This window comes from Marinomonas polaris DSM 16579, assembly GCF_900129155.1.
In the GTDB taxonomy this organism is placed as follows: domain Bacteria; phylum Pseudomonadota; class Gammaproteobacteria; order Pseudomonadales; family Marinomonadaceae; genus Marinomonas; species Marinomonas polaris.
Genome location: NZ_FQVF01000011.1, coordinates 42,463 through 58,855, shown reverse-complemented (window position 1 = coordinate 58,855; position 16,393 = coordinate 42,463). Strand labels below are relative to the sequence as shown.

Below are 16,393 nucleotides of genomic sequence, written 5' to 3'. Positions count from 1 at the left end.
GTAGAAGCGTTTTGGAATTTAATGGAAGAAGAGACGCCGTAGCGCCTCTTCTCTTTTTTTGCTGCGTGAGGTGGAAAGCTTAATTTACTTCCAACCACCTTGGTCCATTAATTTAACCGCTTGACGGTTGTTTTCACCTAATACACTCAAAGACACTTTATCGGCTTTGAACTCACCAAACGTTGCTAAGCTTTTAGGTGGCGCCACGCCTTCGATCACTGCGTATTCGTTGTTCACGTTGGCGTACCATTCTTGGCTTTGCTTATTGGTTAAGAAGTCAATGAGCCGTTGCGCGTTTTCTTTGTTTTTCGCGGATGCGGTGATGCCAATACCGCTGACATTCACATGAGCGCCACGTTCGTTGTCAGCTTGGTTAGGCCAGAACATTTTTAATTTATCAAAAACTGCACGCTCATCTGCTTTATCGCTTAAACCTAAACGCCCAAAGTAATAAGTATTCGCCACGGCGATGTCACAAACTCCCGCTGCTGCGGCTTTTAGCTGGTCAGTGTCGCCACCCGCTGGTGGACGAGCAAAGTTGGCTACTAAACCTTTAATCCACTCAAGAGTTTGCTTTTCACCGTTTGCATCTATCATCGAAGCAACCAAAGATTGGTTGTATATGTTGTTAGAAGAGCGGATGCAAATTTTGCCTTTCCATTTAGGGTCAGCTAGATCTTCGTAAGTTGATAGATCGGCAGCGGATACAGTCTCTGGATTATAAAGGATAACACGAGCACGTTGAGAAAGGCCGTACCAGTAACCTTCGCGGTCTTTTAGGTGCTCAGGCACGACTTTGTTTAGATTGTCAGTTTCAAACGGCTGAAGCACGCCTGCTTCTTTTGCTCGGTATAAACGTCCTGCATCAACAGTAATGAATACATCGGCTGGGCTAGCGTCACCTTCTGATTGTAGGCGGCTCAATAGGGCATCCGCGCTACCGGTAATTAGGTTTACTTTGACATTGTTTTCTTTTGAATAGATATCTAACAAAGGTGCGATAAGTGCTTCGCTGCGAGCAGAGTAAATATTAACCTCGCCACTTGCCTGAACGGATGTACTGCTAAAAGCGAGTATCGAGGTTGCGCCAGCTAAGGTTATTAGTGATGTTTTTGTTTTTGGACGTTTCATTACGGGTTCCTATCTATAGTATGAAGTTGGGACTGCCAATGATTACTTCGCTATAGACAGACGGGAATGGAAATCGTTCCCGTTTAAGGTTGTGTTTTTAATAAATTTTCTATGTATTACTGAAATACCGGACAAACACAATTTCTACCGTCTGATTTTGCTTCGTACAATGCCTTGTCTACCATATCGAGAGCGCTTTCTAGGTCTGTAGTTGGAGCTAATTCAATAACACCTGCAGACAGTGTAATGTGTACTGATTGTTGATTGATTAAGAAGGTATGAGTCGCCATGCCTTTACATAATCTCTCTGCGGTTTTTAGTGCGTTTTGTATATCGGTATCTCGCATTAAAATATAAAACTCTTCGCCACCAACACGAAACAATGTGTCTGAGGAGCGTAATTGGCTTTGTAACCAGTTAGCGATTAATTGCAGTGCTTGATCGCCTCCACCATGACCAAATCTGTCGTTAATTTTCTTAAAAAAATCCACGTCCAATGTCATTAAACTGAGCGTTTGTTCCGAGTGTTTTCGTTTGTTGAATTCATCATGAATGATGAGATTAAATTCTCTACGATTTGACGTGCCTGTTAAGGGGTCTGTGCGAGTAGCTTTATCTAGCTGTCGGATTAATTGGTTGCGTTCGGTAACGTCTAGCATGACGCCAACCTGTCCTAAGGCTTGACCATTTGATTTAGTGAAAACGGCTTTATTGAACTCCATTTCATGGAGGGAACCGTCGGAAAATCGTACTTCCGCCTCATAACACTGCGTGCCGCCTTTGGCCAATAACTTACGGTCTGCTTCATAATAAGTGTCTGCGAGGTGTTTTGGCGCTACATCATATACAGAATGACCAATGACTTTTTCACGAGAAAAACCAAGGGATTGACAAAATGCTGTGTTGCAGCCTCGATAAATATGTAAATGGTCTTTGAAAAAAATAGGTACGGGAATCGCATCTATGATGACTTGTAACACGTCATCTTCATCGCTATGGGAGCGACTTAAGGTGAATTGCGATAACTCGGATATTATCCATGCAGCGAGATGTTCGTCATCACGTGCAAAACAGTTTGCTGCTCCTCTTTGTATCCATGTAACGCTACGTTCTAAGCTCCATTCGTCAACGATAACTATGGTCTTTCTGGATGCTAAAAGAGGCCAATCAGATGCTTTTATATCTTTTTCTGCAAGTAATACGACAGATAGAACAGGTGACTGATCAATACTTTGTACAGCTTGCCATTCGACGGCTTGTCCACAAGTCAATAATAGTGTGTCTAGTTGCGTCTTCCATGATGCTAGTTGAGGTGAAAAATATAAAATAGAAGGCGTCATTGGTACTCATAGCGGTTTATTTATTAATCAACATCGTCTCATAGGTGAGGGGGGAATTCTGTAAAAAAATGTAGGAATTTTAAGAACCTATGTTCGGATCTTGTGGTGTTGTCGTAACAAAGAAAGGTAGAAGTTACAGCCATGAAAAGCGCCTAACCATTTAATAAATGGATAGGCGCATGGAGGATTAAAATGGTTAGTATTAAAGCTTGAAGAAACTTAATTGCTGCTGCACGTCGACACTGCTTTGAGCCATGTTAAGACCTGAACGTTTGGCCATTTCTGCACTTTGTTTTGTTAAGCTTTGCACAGAGTGCATTTTCTTGGTGATGTCTTCAGATACTTGCGTTTGCTCTTCTATGGATTTAGCAATATGTTGAGCTTGCTCTGAAACTCGCTCAATGCCAGCTAGAATATTACCAGTAAGCTCGTTGGTTTTTTCGACTTGGTCTTTTGACGATTCCACTAATTTTAAGCTGACTTCCATACGGTTGACGGCCTGCCCACTGGCAGTACTAAGTTGAGCCAAAAGTGTTTCAATCTCATTTACGCTATCTTGTGAACGTTGCGCTAGAGTTCGAACTTCGTCTGCAACAACGGCGAATCCTCGGCCTTGTTCGCCTGCACGAGCTGCTTCTATCGCAGCGTTCAGGGCAAGTAAATTGGTTTGCTCTGCAATACTACGAATAACATCTAAGATGGTTTCTATATTGGTTGTTTCTTGGCGTAGTTGAGTAACAACAGTTCCTGTTTCTTTTAAGGAGCCAACCAGCTGGTTTATTGCGTCTAAGGTACCGTTTGCTGTGGTTAAACTGTTTTGTGCCACAGTGCGAATGTTATTGGCGGCGTCGGCTGATTGTTGAGTGTTGTCAGCAATGGTGCGGTTATTAGCGGACATCTGATCTAGTGCCACAACCACTTGAGTGGTGTTGTCCATAATGTGAACAGAATATTCGCTTACCTCTTGGTTTACCTTTAATACTTCTTGGCTATTTTCATTTACTTTGTTTACCGAACTAAGAACACCAGCAATGACAGAGCGTAGATTTTGAGCAGAGGTATTAATGGCATTACCAAGTTCTGCAATTTCATCACTTCCTGACACTTGAACCGGCTTATTGAGGTGGCCTTGCGCCATATTCTGTGCTGCGTTACGAACTGCCAAAATACCACGTACTATGTTGTTGGATATCAAGTAGCTAAGCGTGATGGAAATAATCAGTGCGATTACGATAGAAATCCAAAAGCCGATTTCAATTTCTGCAACAAGACTTTCCGTTTGTTTTTTTGCTTCAATGACTTCGGCGTTTGTCTTGTCTGTTAGAAGCGCGAAGTATGTCATCAGGTCATTGTATGAGCCGATAAAAGCAGAAAACACTGGGAAGGGCGCTTTGTTATCGGTTGAATTTTCCATCGCGCTGACGAAAGCTTTTGTTTTACTTTGAAAATTATTAAGCAGTGTTTGCAGCTTTCTAGATTCGTCGGATTTATCTGAAAGACCTTTGTTAAGTTCATTAATAAGAGACGGTGTTGTGTTGTAGCTCTTAGAAATAGCTTCTAGATAACCTGGGATTTGCTGGTCGAGTGATAGTAGATAAGCAATCTGTAAACCTCTGACATTGAGGACGATATTAACCTGTGCTTCTTTCACTCGTTCTAAATTGAGCGAAACATTGTGGTTTTCTTCATAGAATCGGTCAAAGCGAGTTGCTAATTCTGTACTTTTTGCTTTTATTAAACTTAATGCCACCAAAAATATAATGATGATAGATAAAATGAGGGTGATGAATTTCGCTTTTACGGATAAATTGTTCATGTCGGTTCCTTCAACGTTGATAGATTATCTCGCGTGATCTTGGTGCTGTTTTTTGCGTTATTTTGGTGCGTAGTTTGTATGGCATTTTCCATAAAAAATCAAAGTAATTCTTCTTAAAGAAAAATTATTTGGTAAGGGAGAAGGGGATGTTTAGACTTTCTAAATTGATCAGAGCTAGCATTAAGATAACTATCAATAAACATCCATATTTCACTATTCCGTTATGCTTAAAAAAGTGGACAATAGCGGTCTTTCTTGTCGCTCTCATTCCTGCAGGTCATCATGATATCAATTCCTTCTACTGAGGATACGGCTTCTCGCCGTGTTCAATACTTGCGCGTTTTTGTGCTGGGCTTCAGTGCTTTTATTTTTAACACCACAGAATTTGTTCCTGTGGGGTTGTTGTCGGATATTGCGCAAAGCTTTTCGATTCCGCCTGCACAGGTTGGTTGGATGCTGACTGTATATGCGTGGATTGTGGCACTTATGTCGCTGCCAATGATGTTGTTGACGCGTAAGCTAGAGCGTAAGACGTTATTGCTAGGTCTGTTTGCCTTGTTTATTGCCAGCCATATTTTGACGGTAGTGGCGTGGAATTTTACGACTTTGTTGGTGAGCCGTATTGGGATCGCTTTTGCTCATGCGGTGTTTTGGTCGATTACCGCTTCCATTGCAATTCGTGTTGCTCCGCAAGGAAAACATACCTTTGCGCTGAGTGTACTGGCAACGGGAACAGGTCTGGCGATGGTGCTTGGTGTGCCAGCGGGTCGTATCATTGGTCAGCTTTTAGGATGGCGAGCCACTTTTGCTGTTATTGCGGTCATCGCATTAATTATCATGTTAGCCATGTACCGTTTGCTACCTAATTTACCTAGTTTGTTTTCGGGTTCTCTTAGTAAGGTACCAGAAGTGCTTCGTAATAAAGTATTGCTAGGCATGTATTTGTTTATCTTCGTAATTTTTTCTGCTCATTACACGGCTTACAGCTACATAGAGCCCTTCTTAAAAGAGATCGGTTCAGCCAGTGGTCAATTCACCACGTTGGTATTATTGCTGTTTGGTATGGCGGGGATTGTTGGAAGTGTACTGTTTAGCTACTTTGGTGAAAGAGCGAATACTTTGATGTTAGTTTCTAGTGTCGTCATCGCATCATTGTGTATGAGTGCTTTGTACTTTGTCGCACCAAGTGGCTCTTTGCTGATTACCAGCGTTTTGTTGTGGGGTGCGTCGCTGATGATTATTGGCTTGAGCATGCAGATACGAGTGCTGAAAGTAGACGATACTGCCGCTGATATTATTATGTCTTTGTATTCTGGCATTATAAATTTGGGTATCGGTGCGGGTGCTTTGATTGGTAATCAGGTCATTCAATTTGTTGGCTTGGGGAGTGTCGGTTTCACTGGTGCTATTCTAGGTGTTTGTGCTCTAGCGGTGATTGTGACGCTACTAAAACGTATTGGTAAGCCTGCCGCAGTATAGAATTTTATCTATGAGCGTTGTTAAGTACAGATACTAAAGTGTATCTGTACTTAGTTTAAATTCAGTTAATATCATCAATATGCGTTGCTTGATTCCGACCTTGGGCTTTTGAATGGTAAAGTGCAATATCAGCATTTTTCATTAACGTGTCGGTGTCAGTTTTTCCATTTTTTACTTTAGTTACAATACCTATACTTACCGTGATGGCATCTGCTATTTTGCTTGTTTTATGCTCTATGTTTATTAACTCAATTACCTGTTTCATTTGCTGGGCAATTTCTTCCGCTTGTTTTGCGCTTTTATTTGGAAGGATGACAACAAACTCTTCTCCGCCATAGCGAGCGAGCAAATCGGTTTCTTTGTTAATTATACTTTCTAGTGACGAGGCAATTTTCTGTAATGCTTCATCACCGCTAATATGTCCATATGTGTCATTATATTGTTTAAAATAGTCGACATCTATTAGCAGGATGGACAGGTCGTACCTGCTACTTTTGTCTGATGACAGTTCAACTAACAAGCGCTGATCAAACGCCCGTCTGTTAGCTATATTGGTCAAACTGTCTGTGAGAGACAGGCTCTCCAAGCGGCGTGTTTGCGTATTAATCGTGTTTGAGAACTCATCAAAAGCCTGAAATAACTCATCAATCTCATCCCTATTTGAAGGAAGGTTGTGTGAGCCTTTGGTCATTAGGTTAATTTTTTGAGTTAAGGTTCGTAAGCGCTTAACCGCATAACTATAAAGTCCTAATGTCGCAATGATCATTGTGGATAATAAAATAAAACCACAAATGAACCATATTTTCTGTGTCGTCATCCCTTGTGCCAGTGAGGCTATTTTGCCGTTTAAATTATTATATTCAACAAGGGACTGTTGGTTTGTTATGTTGCTGTAGTCGCTGATCATATTATGGATGAAATGCTCGCGCCCGCGAGTTCTACCGATAATTCGAAGATAATTTGCCTGTTGTTCTGCAAGATTTTCAGGATCTGAAAGGATGCATCTAAGATCAGTATTAATCTGTTCAACTTGTTTTTTTAATGGGGCAGCAAGGTTTGTCGAAACCACATCCATGTTCTGTAAGTTGAGTTCGAGTAAACGATGTATTTCTTGTAAATCGCTTAATCGTTCAGTGTTTTCTATTTTATAGGCAAATGAGAGTGTTTGTAATAAAGCAATCTGCCATTGCATAAAATACGTTTGCTCCAATGGCAAGATATTAGTGGGTGGGTTTATTTGATCTGCTTCAATTTTCAGATCCCATATTTTTTTCAAGTTAACTTTTATTTTATAGGCTAGGTCTAGTTTCTGATCAATTAAGACGTTGAGGTGCTCGGTTTCTTCCTGAGAGGTTTTGAGCAACATAATGACAGTTTGGTTATCGGTTATTTTGCTGGTTTCTTTTTCTAGTGCTTTGAGCTTTTCTGTTACCTCTAATTCGGCAATTCTTCTTTCTGCCGGTGTTGTTGCGGAGGTTAAGGACTCAAGTGCAGACATCAATTCACCTGATTTTAACGCGCTTCTAGTGGCATTATTCATCGCTGGAATAGTATTGAGAGTTAAGTCATTAAGTATGGATTGAGTTTGCTCTAACCTAGTTTGCAATACATACCCAACGCTAACAAAAAGCAATAAACCGATAACTAGTAATATGCCCAGTTGTTTTACTAAGCTTAATCGCCGATTGTTACTTGTCTTTGAAATAGGGGGAAATAGCGGTTTGTTGTTCATGTTTAATTTTCTACCGCTAGATTTTTTAATCGACCATCAATTTTAGGCGCAATGACTTTTTTCTGGTGAATTTCAACGCTCATGATGTCTGATAGGGTTAAGCTGTTGGTTTGTTTATAAGTCAGTGCTTTGCTGTTTTTAAACATAGTAAATCCATCGCCACCATTTATTAGATAGTCGAGCGAGACAACTTTATAGATTTGTTTTGGTTGTAGCGGTTGTTTGTTTAATTTAACAGAAATCAGGCGTTTGCCTATGGGGCGTGACGAGTCATAAGTTACTTTAATTCCAGCGACTTGTAAAAACTGGCCACTTTGTGATTCTAATTTGCTGAGACCATGCTCTAGTGCGTCCATTATTTGTTGCCCGGTTGCTTCTATTAACTGGAGGGTATTGCGATAGGGTAGCATGGCGCGAATGTCTCTTACTGTAAGAGGTGACCCTGCTTGGAGTATTTTTTCACTTCGTAATGTACCGCTATTTATAAGAGCAATTTGAGCATCGGTAAAATCTTTTAATGTATCTGTAACCAAATTGGCAAAGCCGTTTTCAGAAGTACGCAGTACTTTTCGTTGTAAATTAATTTGTGTGTCGGTTTTACCTATTACTTCGTTTAATAATGAGTTGAGTCTATTATCGTATTCTTCTTCCAACTGCAATACTTTAGGTTTTGCAGGAAGAGAAGTTAGATCAACACTGATCTCTTCGATGACCAAACTATCGTGAGGGTGATCTGGTTGCCAGGTAAGTTGAATAACCGCAGCGTCACTCTTTTTTGCCAGCACAAGATTATTTGGATGTCGTGGGGAATTTGAATAAGTATTAGAGTGGAAATTTTGATCCTCAAAAAGAGCAAGATCAATGATGCCTTGTCCCAATAGTTGGTTAATAACAGGAGAAAAAGTGGAGTAATGTAAAACAATTAAATCTACATTTTGCTTCCTAAGTAATTTAGCTATTTCCAAGACTGCTTCTAGTGGCGGTGTAATTACTAGTCTTTTTGTTGGGTACTTTTCGGTAACGACTGGGTCTAGTATGGAAATGAACCCTAGTTTCACCTCACCTTGTTTTAGCAAAGTATAGGCTTCAATGCCTTCTGGTGATTGCTTGGAGATAGGATCATATAAGTTGCTTGATACTATTGGAAAAGCGGCTTCATAGGTACGTAATATCAGTTCATCTTCTTGATAGCTAAATTCCCGTTTTGAAACTCCCATAGCATTAGGTTCGAGGCTATTAAGTACATCAATAATATGGGCGCCCCTGTCCATAGAGGATAGCATGCTTGGTCCTAAGCTTTCGCCACCGAAAATGAAAAACGTACTGGTACTTTTTTCTCTATAATCATCAATAAGAGTTGCTAACTGAGCATAGCTGCCATTTTTTGCATCGTTAATTGTCGACATTTCAGCATCAAAAATAATGGTCGCTTGTTTCTCTGCAAAAGCACTGTTTTGAGCAAAAAAAGTCAGAAGAGTAAGTAGTTTTACAATAGTCAGATAGCGCATTTTGAATGTGTTCATCCATTGGTCTTATTGTTGTTTCATTATTGATAAATATTTTATAGATCGACCTTGCTTAAAGTTAACCTGTTTAGTTGTGCTATTTCCTGATTTTTACATAACAGATCGTGCATGTCGTCATCAAAAAAGTGTTTTATGATCACTTTTAAACACTAAAGTAGTTAAGCCCTTTCAAAAACTTAGGTTTTATATCCTAACTTTTACAGTATCTAACTATGTTAATATTTAAGTTCATTGTTTGGATTGATTTTTATGCCTTATATCCTAGCTTTAGTTGTACAACACTTATCAAGAACCCTCTATGTTTAATTGGTTAAATGTCTCTATGACACGAAAAATAAGCAGCCTGTCTTTTGTTCTCTTATCGTTTCTCTTTGTGGTGATTCTTTATTCAACGTATCAGACACAAAAAATCTACAAAGAAATGCAAGAAGTTGCGGAGATTGATATTCCACTTTCCGAAGTCATTGCTGATATAGAAATTTTGCAGCTTAAACAGCATTTATTGATGGAGGGAATTCGTCTACAAGGCGATGCTTTTTTTGCTGATGAAGTATCACAGACCAAAAGTGTCAAAGGCTTTGATGAGTTTAGTCAGCTGCTATCTGCACAGCTTGATAAGAGTATTAGCATACTTCATACAGGCATGACATTCGGCAGCATTCGTATCAAAGTAGAAGAACATCAATCCTTGATTCAGCAGATTAGTGTGTTACATAGCCATAGAGTAGGTTTCGAAAGTTTGTTCTCTCGGTTTTTGAACAAAGGCGAAGAGCACTATTCGGTATCTTGGGATGAGCTAGAAAAACAAGATAATTTATTAGATTCTCAAGCCGATGAGTTGCTTGTGAATATTGACCAACTCACGATGAAGGTCGCCGCGACAGTAGAAAAACAAGAACGTGATTTTATGGTTGTGAATGCAATATTGGGTTTATCAGCCTTTGCCATTGGCGGCTATTTAACCCTTTATACGATTTTGTCTTTTCGTCAGAAAGTGGGTTCGTTGCGTGGTCAGATAGAGTCTTTGCATCGTTCTATTTCTCCTGATGAAAGTAACGATGCAATACATAATAAAGGTTCTGATGAATTGGATCAGTTGGAAAAAGACTTAAAGATTCTGATGGCGCGTTTCTCGTTGGAAAAAGATAATCGTGACGAAGTTGAAACTCAGCTGATTGAGTTAGCCACACGAGACAAGCTAACTGGTGCGTTTAATCGTCATAAATGGGACGAACAAATCAAAGATGAACTGGCGCTTGCCAATCGCGGTCATCATTTTAGTTTGATCTTGTTAGATGTTGATCATTTCAAGAAAATCAACGATGCCTATGGGCATGACTTTGGTGATAACGTACTCAAATTACTGGTTAATACCTTGCGAAAACGTCTACGTGAAACAGACATGTTGTTCAGAATCGGTGGTGAGGAATTTGCAGTATTACTAAGAGATACAAATTGTGAAGATGCTGGAGTATTGGCTGAACAGTTACGCAAGAAGATTGAAACTTTGAATGAAGATGGCATGCCGCCATTTACCATCAGTTTAGGCGTGACTGATTATCAAGATTTTGATGATCAGAGTCGTATCGTAAAACGCGCCGATATCTTACTCTATGAGGCCAAAGGTGCTGGACGAAATCGAGTTATGATCGGCTAACTTTTAGCCTTATTTATGCAACATTTATCAAGAAGCTTTATATGTTTAATTGGTTAAATATATCTATGACGCGAAAAATTAGCAGTTTGTCGTTTATTCTTTTGTCATTTTTATTTGTCGTGATTTTTTATTCTGCTTACCAATCTCAGCGTATCTATAAAGAAATGCATGAGGTAGCAGAAATTGATGTGCCGCTCTCTGAAGTAATGGCTGACATCGAAATGCTGCAGCTTAAACAGCATTTATTGATGGAGAGTATTCGTCAACAAGGTGATGCTTTTTTTGCTAATAAATCCATGCAAGCGAAAAGCGTAAAAGGTTTTGATGAATTTAGCGAACAGCTTGCCGCTCAGTTAGATAAGTCTACGGAAATACTACACACTGGGCTTGGTTTCGGTAGCGTAAGAATTAAATTACTGGATCATAAAGCTTTAATTGAACAAATTAACCTTCTGCACCAACATCGAATGAGCTTTGATCGTCTTGTAGATGATTTTCTAGAGCAGGACAAACAAGGGTTTTCAACATCTTGGCAAATATTAGAACAGCAGGATAAAGATTTAGATGCTCAGGCTGATGAGATGCTCAGAAAAATTGACCAATTAACCATGAATGTTTCGGCAACGGTTGAAAGTCAAGAACGTCATTTTGTGATTATGAATGCTATTTTGGGTGTATCTGCTTTTGGTATTGGTACTTATCTAACCTTATATATCATCATTACTTTTCGTAAACGAATTTGGTCACTACGTGGGCAGATAGAGTCATTGCATCGTTCAATTGTTATCGAACATGACAATACCTCGCTAAGCTACAAAGGCTTAGATGAACTTGACGAATTAGAAACAGACTTAAAGGCATTAGTAGGGCAGTTTTCGAAAGAAATGAGCAATCGACATAAAGTCGAAACTCAGTTGATTGAGCTAGCAACACGAGATAAGTTGACTGGTACGTTTAATCGCCACAAATGGGACGAGCAAATTAAAGATGAACTTGCGCTGGCGAATCGTGGCCATCATTTTAGTTTAATCTTGTTAGATGTCGATCATTTCAAAAAAATCAACGACGGCTTTGGCCATGATGTCGGAGATAATGTGCTCAAATTACTGGTTAACACGTTGCGAAAACGCCTGCGTGAAACCGATGTATTGTTTAGAATTGGTGGTGAAGAATTTGCCATATTACTAAGAGATACTAACCTCAAAGATGCAGGTGTATTGGCAGAGCAGCTACGCAAGAAGATTGACCATCTGAATGAAAATGGTATGCCTCCATTCACCATTAGCTTGGGAGTGACCGATTACCAAGATTTTGATGATCAGACTCGGATTGTAAAACGCGCCGATATTTTACTGTATGAGGCTAAAGGCGCAGGACGTAATCGAGTAGTCGTTGGTTAGTCTATTGATAAAAAGAAACTATTTTTGGCAATGGATTGACCATTAACAAGAATCTCTACCTCATGCAGGCCGTCATAATACACTCGGGTGGTGATGGCTTTGAAAGGGTGTTTCTTACTCATGGATAGACTTTTTCCAGCCAGTAAAGTGGCTTTCTTCCACTTAAATACCTTGGGTGTTGTTTTACCATTCTTCTTTTGGTGATGAATGACGTAATCGATCATTAAGCTTTGATCTCCCTCGTTGGTTGATTCGACTAACAGTGAAAATTCCAAATTGCCGTTCAATTTCACCTGTTCTTCATGGATTTCCAACTTAATACTGCCTAACTTTGGTTTGCCATAACCGAATACTTCTAGTGCCTTCTGGTTACCTTGTTTTAATAAGGTTCTACAGGCATGGCGAATCAGCTTCTGACGGTTTATATCCGCGCCTTGCATCCATTTTTTGGCGATATCTGCTACAAGGTCAGGGTGATCCTTGGCAATGTCGTTGAGATTATTCGCAACTGAGCGACGTACGTATTCTTCTGGATCGTCTTTAAGCGTTTCAAGTAACTCAATTACGGGTGTTGGATTCTGAATAAAACTCGGTAACTGCATGGCCCAAGGCAAGCGTGGTCGAGTACCTTCTGAAATTAAACGTCGTACATGCTTGTTGTCATCTTTGAGCCAGTTTTTAAGGGTATTAAGCGTTTCTTCTGGAAAGGCCAATAAGAAAAAACGAATGCTAAATTCGGAGGTAAAACGACGCGTCATGGCATTTAACAAAATCATGGATAGATCATGATGCGCAAGGCCATGCATCCCCACGTAATCGCCCATTGGCATAATCGCCCAGCCAGAAATACCGTCACTCTCAGTTGCTGGTTTTTCTTTTGCTTCTGGTGCCGTTTCTTTTGATTCTGGTGCCAAGGCTGCGAGTATAATTTGCCCTGCGTGTTCGAAATCATCCGGCAAATAACGACTCATGGCTGCGGTGATTTGTTGTGAGCGGGCCTTTAGTTCTAACTCTTCAAGTTGATCGCATGCCGCGTCAACAAAACCTTGTTTATCGAAGTCTTTCCAATGGCGCTGAAAATGTTTCGCTATCTCGTTAATAACATTGTGATTGAAGAGGTTTTTAAAAGGTTCTGTCATGCGTTGATCTTCCTGAGTAATGGGCAACAGCGTAACCTTATCATCGCTTAATGTCAGTTCTTGTCAGCAGAAAAATAGCTTAGTTTAATTGAATATTGTTTCAATGAATCATAAAGATACGTTTGTTTGCTTTGCTTAAATGGCAAGGATATTATCTCAAAACTCTTCTTTTTAGGTGTCTTCATAAAGATTAGTATCCTTAAGCTTCACTTCGTCAATGGTGACGGTGAATCTTATAAGAATGGAATCGAATAAAAATAACGAGAGCTAATTATATGAATTTTTTTACAGAACTGTTTTCTTCTGTTTTTGATCGTCGTTATCGCAAAGCTCGATCGAATGAAGAGGATAATCGAACAGTAAAAGCCATGTGTCAGGATTTACTTACTCGTCATGGTGAAGTATCTGGTGGCGCATTAGCGAGAAATATCCTCGATCGTTATGATCAAATGTCCAGCGATGAAAAACGTGAATTATTTGAATTTATGACTCACGGTTTAGAAGTGGTTACTGATGAAGTGATTACCGCTTTGACGGAATATCAAAAGCAACCAAGCAAGCAGACTTATAAGGCCTTTGCCTCTGCTTGTGAGCCAAGACGACAAGAGCTTATTCGTCGCTTTAATCAAGTTCCTGGCGCTACGCCAAAATTGGTGAAAATGCGTGAAGACTTATTAAAAGCCACTAAAGAAGATGCCTCATTAGGGATTTTAGACGTAGATTTTAACCATCTATTCACTTCCTGGTTTAATCGTGGCTTTTTGGTGCTACGCCCAATTAATTGGGACAGTCCTGCCAGTATTTTGGAAAAAATCATAGCTTATGAAGCGGTGCACGCCATCGATAGCTGGGATGATTTACGCCAACGTTTAAAGCCTTCAGATCGTCGTTGTTATGGATTTTTTCATCCTTCTATGGCGGACGACCCATTAATTTTTGTTGAGGTCGCTTTAACCAAAGGCACTGCGAGCTCCATACAATCTTTGTTGACGACCGATCGAGAAATAATTGAAGCTGACGAAGCTGACACCGCAGTTTTCTATTCTATTTCTAACTGCCAGCCTGGATTAGCGGGAATATCGTTTGGTAATTTCCTCATCAAACAAGTTGCTGCAAACCTTGCTAGAGACTTGGATAATCTAAATACCTTTGTGACCCTGTCACCTATTCCAGGTTTGGCTAAGTGGGCTAATAGCGCTGGAATGGGGTCTTTAGGGAAGGGGAAAGACCAAGCTTTAGCTGCTTATTATCTGCTGAATGCTAAGCGTCCTGATGGTAAACCTTTAGATCCTGTTACGCGTTTTCACCTCGGTAATGGCGCGATGATTCAAGCGGTGCATGCCGATGCAGACGTTTCGTCAAACGGCTTGAAACAGTCAAACGGAGCCATGGTAAATTATTTATACGACCTAACTCAGGTTTCCAAAAATCACGAACAGTTCGTCACGGAACAAAAAGTAGTGGCATCGGATGCGGTACATGCGTTAAGTGCTTCTATCGCGACTAGAAAAAAAGGAGAATAACAATGACAAATCCACTATACGATCGCTTATTTGGTAAGCACAAAGGCAAAACAAGCGTTTTTTTGCAGCAGCCTGATGGCTCTACTATGACTCATAATGAGTTTCTTGAATTGGCCTCGCAATACGCCCATACATTGGTTCAGTTAGGTTTGCAGCCTGATGATTGTCTAGCGGTACAAATTGCTAAGTCTCCCCAAGCCTTAGCTGTGTATGCAGCCTGTGCACAAGCCGGTGTTGTTTTCTTGCCATTGAATACGGCTTATACCGCGGATGAAGTATCTTACTTTGTCGAAGACAGTCGCGCGAAAGTGCTACTTTGTGACGAGAAACAAGCCGCCGCATTGCAACCTGTGGCCGCCGCTTGTGGCGCTATATTAAAAACGCTAAACGAAGATGGTTCCGGTGAGTTTTCTGTATTAGCTCAAACTATGCCTACAGTGTTTGATACGGTACCTCGTGAAGAGGATGACTTGGCTTCTTTCCTTTATACCTCAGGTACGACTGGGCGTTCAAAAGGTGCGATGTTGACTCATGGTAACTTGTTATCCAACTCTCAAGCACTTGCCGATGAATGGCGTTTTACCGAGCAAGATGTTCTGCTCCACGCACTTCCTATTTTCCATACTCATGGTTTGTTTGTTGCGACAAACGTGTCATTGACTGCAGGTAGTAAAATCATCTTCTTGCCAAAGTTTGATCTTGATATCATGTTGAATTTGATGCCCCAGGCGACGGTTATGATGGGGGTTCCAACTTTTTACACACGTTTATTGAGTGATCCTCGTTTTACCAAAGAACTTGCGCAGCCTATGCGTTTGTTTATTTCTGGTAGCGCGCCTTTGTTAGCCGATACTCATGTTGAGTTTGAAGAACGAACTGGGCATCGCATTTTGGAACGTTATGGCATGACGGAAACCAATATGAATACCTCTAATCCTTATGACGGGGAGCGTCGTGCAGGTACTGTTGGTCTTCCTCTACCGGGAACCGAGGTGAAAATTACTGATATGGATACTGGCGAAACGTTACCTCAGGGTGAAATTGGCCAAATTGAGGTACGTGGACCTAATGTCTTTAAAGGCTATTGGCAAATGCCAGAAAAAACGGCTGAAGAGCTGCGTGAAGATGGTTTCTTTATTACAGGAGACCTAGGACTTATCGATAAAGATGGCTATGTTCATATCGTCGGACGTAATAAAGACCTCATTATCTCTGGCGGCTACAATATTTATCCAAAAGAGTTGGAGTTATTGCTCGACGAAGAAGAAGGTGTATTAGAGAGTGCCGTGATTGGTGTGCCACATGCAGATTTTGGTGAAACGGTTGTTGCCGTTTTAATTGCAAAATCAGGTGTGACGCTAGATTTAGAGTCGATAGAGAAAAATATTGCTCAGACTTTGGCGCGTTTTAAGCAACCGAAGAAGTTTGTTGTTATCGAGGAGTTGCCAAGAAATACGATGGGCAAAGTACAGAAAAATCTATTGCGAGATCAGTTCGGGCATCTATTCGCAGCATAAAGAAAATCTCCCTTGGTGGCACATTGTGCCACCTTTTTTGTTGGTAATGTCAGGTTAAGCCAGTTATTGATAGGCTTTGGTGTTACCATGACCTGTCTTCGCACTGATCCACACCCCGTAATGGATGTCTACT

At 40.5% G+C, this 16,393-nt stretch carries 11 protein-coding genes; 5 read left to right on the top strand and 6 right to left on the bottom strand.

The window, feature by feature from the left end; all coding sequences use genetic code 11:
• Nucleotides 1-84: 84 nt before the first annotated feature.
• The 3 genes from BUA59_RS12820 to BUA59_RS12810 form a co-directional block, all read right to left on the bottom strand.
• On the bottom strand, nt 85-1,131 hold the full coding sequence (locus tag BUA59_RS12820; protein WP_072840097.1) for a Fe(3+) ABC transporter substrate-binding protein: 1,047 nt from the start codon (nt 1,129-1,131) through the stop codon (nt 85-87).
• Nucleotides 1,132-1,247: 116 nt separating this feature from the next.
• Nucleotides 1,248-2,471 carry a sensor domain-containing diguanylate cyclase gene (locus BUA59_RS12815; protein WP_072840096.1) on the bottom strand — a complete coding sequence of 408 codons (1,224 nt, stop codon included), beginning with the start codon at nt 2,469-2,471 and terminating at the stop codon, nt 1,248-1,250.
• A gap of 202 nt (nt 2,472-2,673) precedes the next feature.
• On the bottom strand, nt 2,674-4,287 hold the full coding sequence (locus BUA59_RS12810; RefSeq protein ID WP_072840095.1) for a methyl-accepting chemotaxis protein: 1,614 nt from the start codon (nt 4,285-4,287) through the stop codon (nt 2,674-2,676).
• A 282-nt stretch (nt 4,288-4,569) separates the two neighbouring features.
• On the opposite strand from BUA59_RS12810, the gene BUA59_RS12805 reads away from it, so the two are divergent.
• The gene (locus BUA59_RS12805; protein ID WP_072840094.1) at nt 4,570-5,766 is read left to right on the top strand and encodes a sugar transporter; all 1,197 of its coding nucleotides are present in this window, start codon (nt 4,570-4,572) and stop codon (nt 5,764-5,766) included.
• Nucleotides 5,767-5,827: 61 nt separating this feature from the next.
• On the opposite strand, the gene BUA59_RS12800 is transcribed toward BUA59_RS12805, so the two are convergent.
• Nucleotides 5,828-7,498 (bottom strand): GGDEF domain-containing protein, encoded by a 1,671-nt coding sequence (locus tag BUA59_RS12800; protein WP_072840093.1) that lies wholly within the window; start codon nt 7,496-7,498, stop codon nt 5,828-5,830.
• Nucleotides 7,499-7,500: 2 nt separating this feature from the next.
• Nucleotides 7,501-9,021, bottom strand: a complete 1,521-nt coding sequence (locus BUA59_RS12795; protein WP_072840092.1) for a bifunctional metallophosphatase/5'-nucleotidase — start codon at nt 9,019-9,021, stop codon at nt 7,501-7,503.
• Between the two features lie 301 nt (nt 9,022-9,322).
• Between BUA59_RS12795 and BUA59_RS12790 the strand changes: the two genes are divergently transcribed.
• Nucleotides 9,323-10,681 (top strand): GGDEF domain-containing protein, encoded by a 1,359-nt coding sequence (locus BUA59_RS12790; protein WP_072840091.1) that lies wholly within the window; start codon nt 9,323-9,325, stop codon nt 10,679-10,681.
• 41 nt (nt 10,682-10,722) lie between these two features.
• Nucleotides 10,723-12,081, top strand: a complete 1,359-nt coding sequence (locus BUA59_RS12785) for a GGDEF domain-containing protein (RefSeq protein WP_072840090.1) — start codon at nt 10,723-10,725, stop codon at nt 12,079-12,081.
• Here the strand turns inward: BUA59_RS12785 and BUA59_RS12780 are convergent.
• A complete protein-coding gene (locus tag BUA59_RS12780) occupies nt 12,078-13,220 on the bottom strand; it encodes a DNA alkylation repair protein (protein ID WP_072840089.1) in 1,143 nt (380 codons plus the stop codon). The two genes, BUA59_RS12785 and BUA59_RS12780, sit on opposite strands and share 4 nt — an antisense overlap.
• Before the next feature lie 275 nt (nt 13,221-13,495).
• Here BUA59_RS12780 and BUA59_RS12775 point away from each other — a divergent pair, with 275 nt between their 5' ends.
• Together BUA59_RS12775 and BUA59_RS12770 are read left to right on the top strand one after the other, a co-directional pair.
• Nucleotides 13,496-14,743 carry a malonyl-CoA decarboxylase gene (locus tag BUA59_RS12775; RefSeq protein ID WP_072840088.1) on the top strand — a complete coding sequence of 416 codons (1,248 nt, stop codon included), beginning with the start codon at nt 13,496-13,498 and terminating at the stop codon, nt 14,741-14,743.
• A 2-nt stretch (nt 14,744-14,745) separates the two neighbouring features.
• Nucleotides 14,746-16,260, top strand: coding sequence for a malonate--CoA ligase (locus tag BUA59_RS12770; RefSeq protein WP_072840087.1), 1,515 nt, complete (start codon nt 14,746-14,748; stop codon nt 16,258-16,260).
• The last annotated feature ends 133 nt before the right edge of the window (nt 16,261-16,393 follow it).

What these genes read in the sequence shown, in the direction of transcription:
- BUA59_RS12770 (WP_072840087.1), top strand. Translation starts at nt 14,746, where the DNA reads ATGACAAATCCACTATACGATCGCTTATTTGGTAAGCACAAAGGCAAA.
- BUA59_RS12790 (WP_072840091.1), top strand. Translation starts at nt 9,323, where the DNA reads ATGTTTAATTGGTTAAATGTCTCTATGACACGAAAAATAAGCAGCCTG.
- BUA59_RS12815 (WP_072840096.1), bottom strand. Translation starts at nt 2,471, where the DNA reads ATGACGCCTTCTATTTTATATTTTTCACCTCAACTAGCATCATGGAAG.
- BUA59_RS12780 (WP_072840089.1), bottom strand. Translation starts at nt 13,220, where the DNA reads ATGACAGAACCTTTTAAAAACCTCTTCAATCACAATGTTATTAACGAG.
- BUA59_RS12810 (WP_072840095.1), bottom strand. Translation starts at nt 4,287, where the DNA reads ATGAACAATTTATCCGTAAAAGCGAAATTCATCACCCTCATTTTATCT.
- BUA59_RS12800 (WP_072840093.1), bottom strand. Translation starts at nt 7,498, where the DNA reads ATGAACAACAAACCGCTATTTCCCCCTATTTCAAAGACAAGTAACAAT.
- BUA59_RS12795 (WP_072840092.1), bottom strand. Translation starts at nt 9,021, where the DNA reads ATGAACACATTCAAAATGCGCTATCTGACTATTGTAAAACTACTTACT.
- BUA59_RS12805 (WP_072840094.1), top strand. Translation starts at nt 4,570, where the DNA reads ATGATATCAATTCCTTCTACTGAGGATACGGCTTCTCGCCGTGTTCAA.
- BUA59_RS12820 (WP_072840097.1), bottom strand. Translation starts at nt 1,131, where the DNA reads ATGAAACGTCCAAAAACAAAAACATCACTAATAACCTTAGCTGGCGCA.
- BUA59_RS12785 (WP_072840090.1), top strand. Translation starts at nt 10,723, where the DNA reads ATGTTTAATTGGTTAAATATATCTATGACGCGAAAAATTAGCAGTTTG.
- BUA59_RS12775 (WP_072840088.1), top strand. Translation starts at nt 13,496, where the DNA reads ATGAATTTTTTTACAGAACTGTTTTCTTCTGTTTTTGATCGTCGTTAT.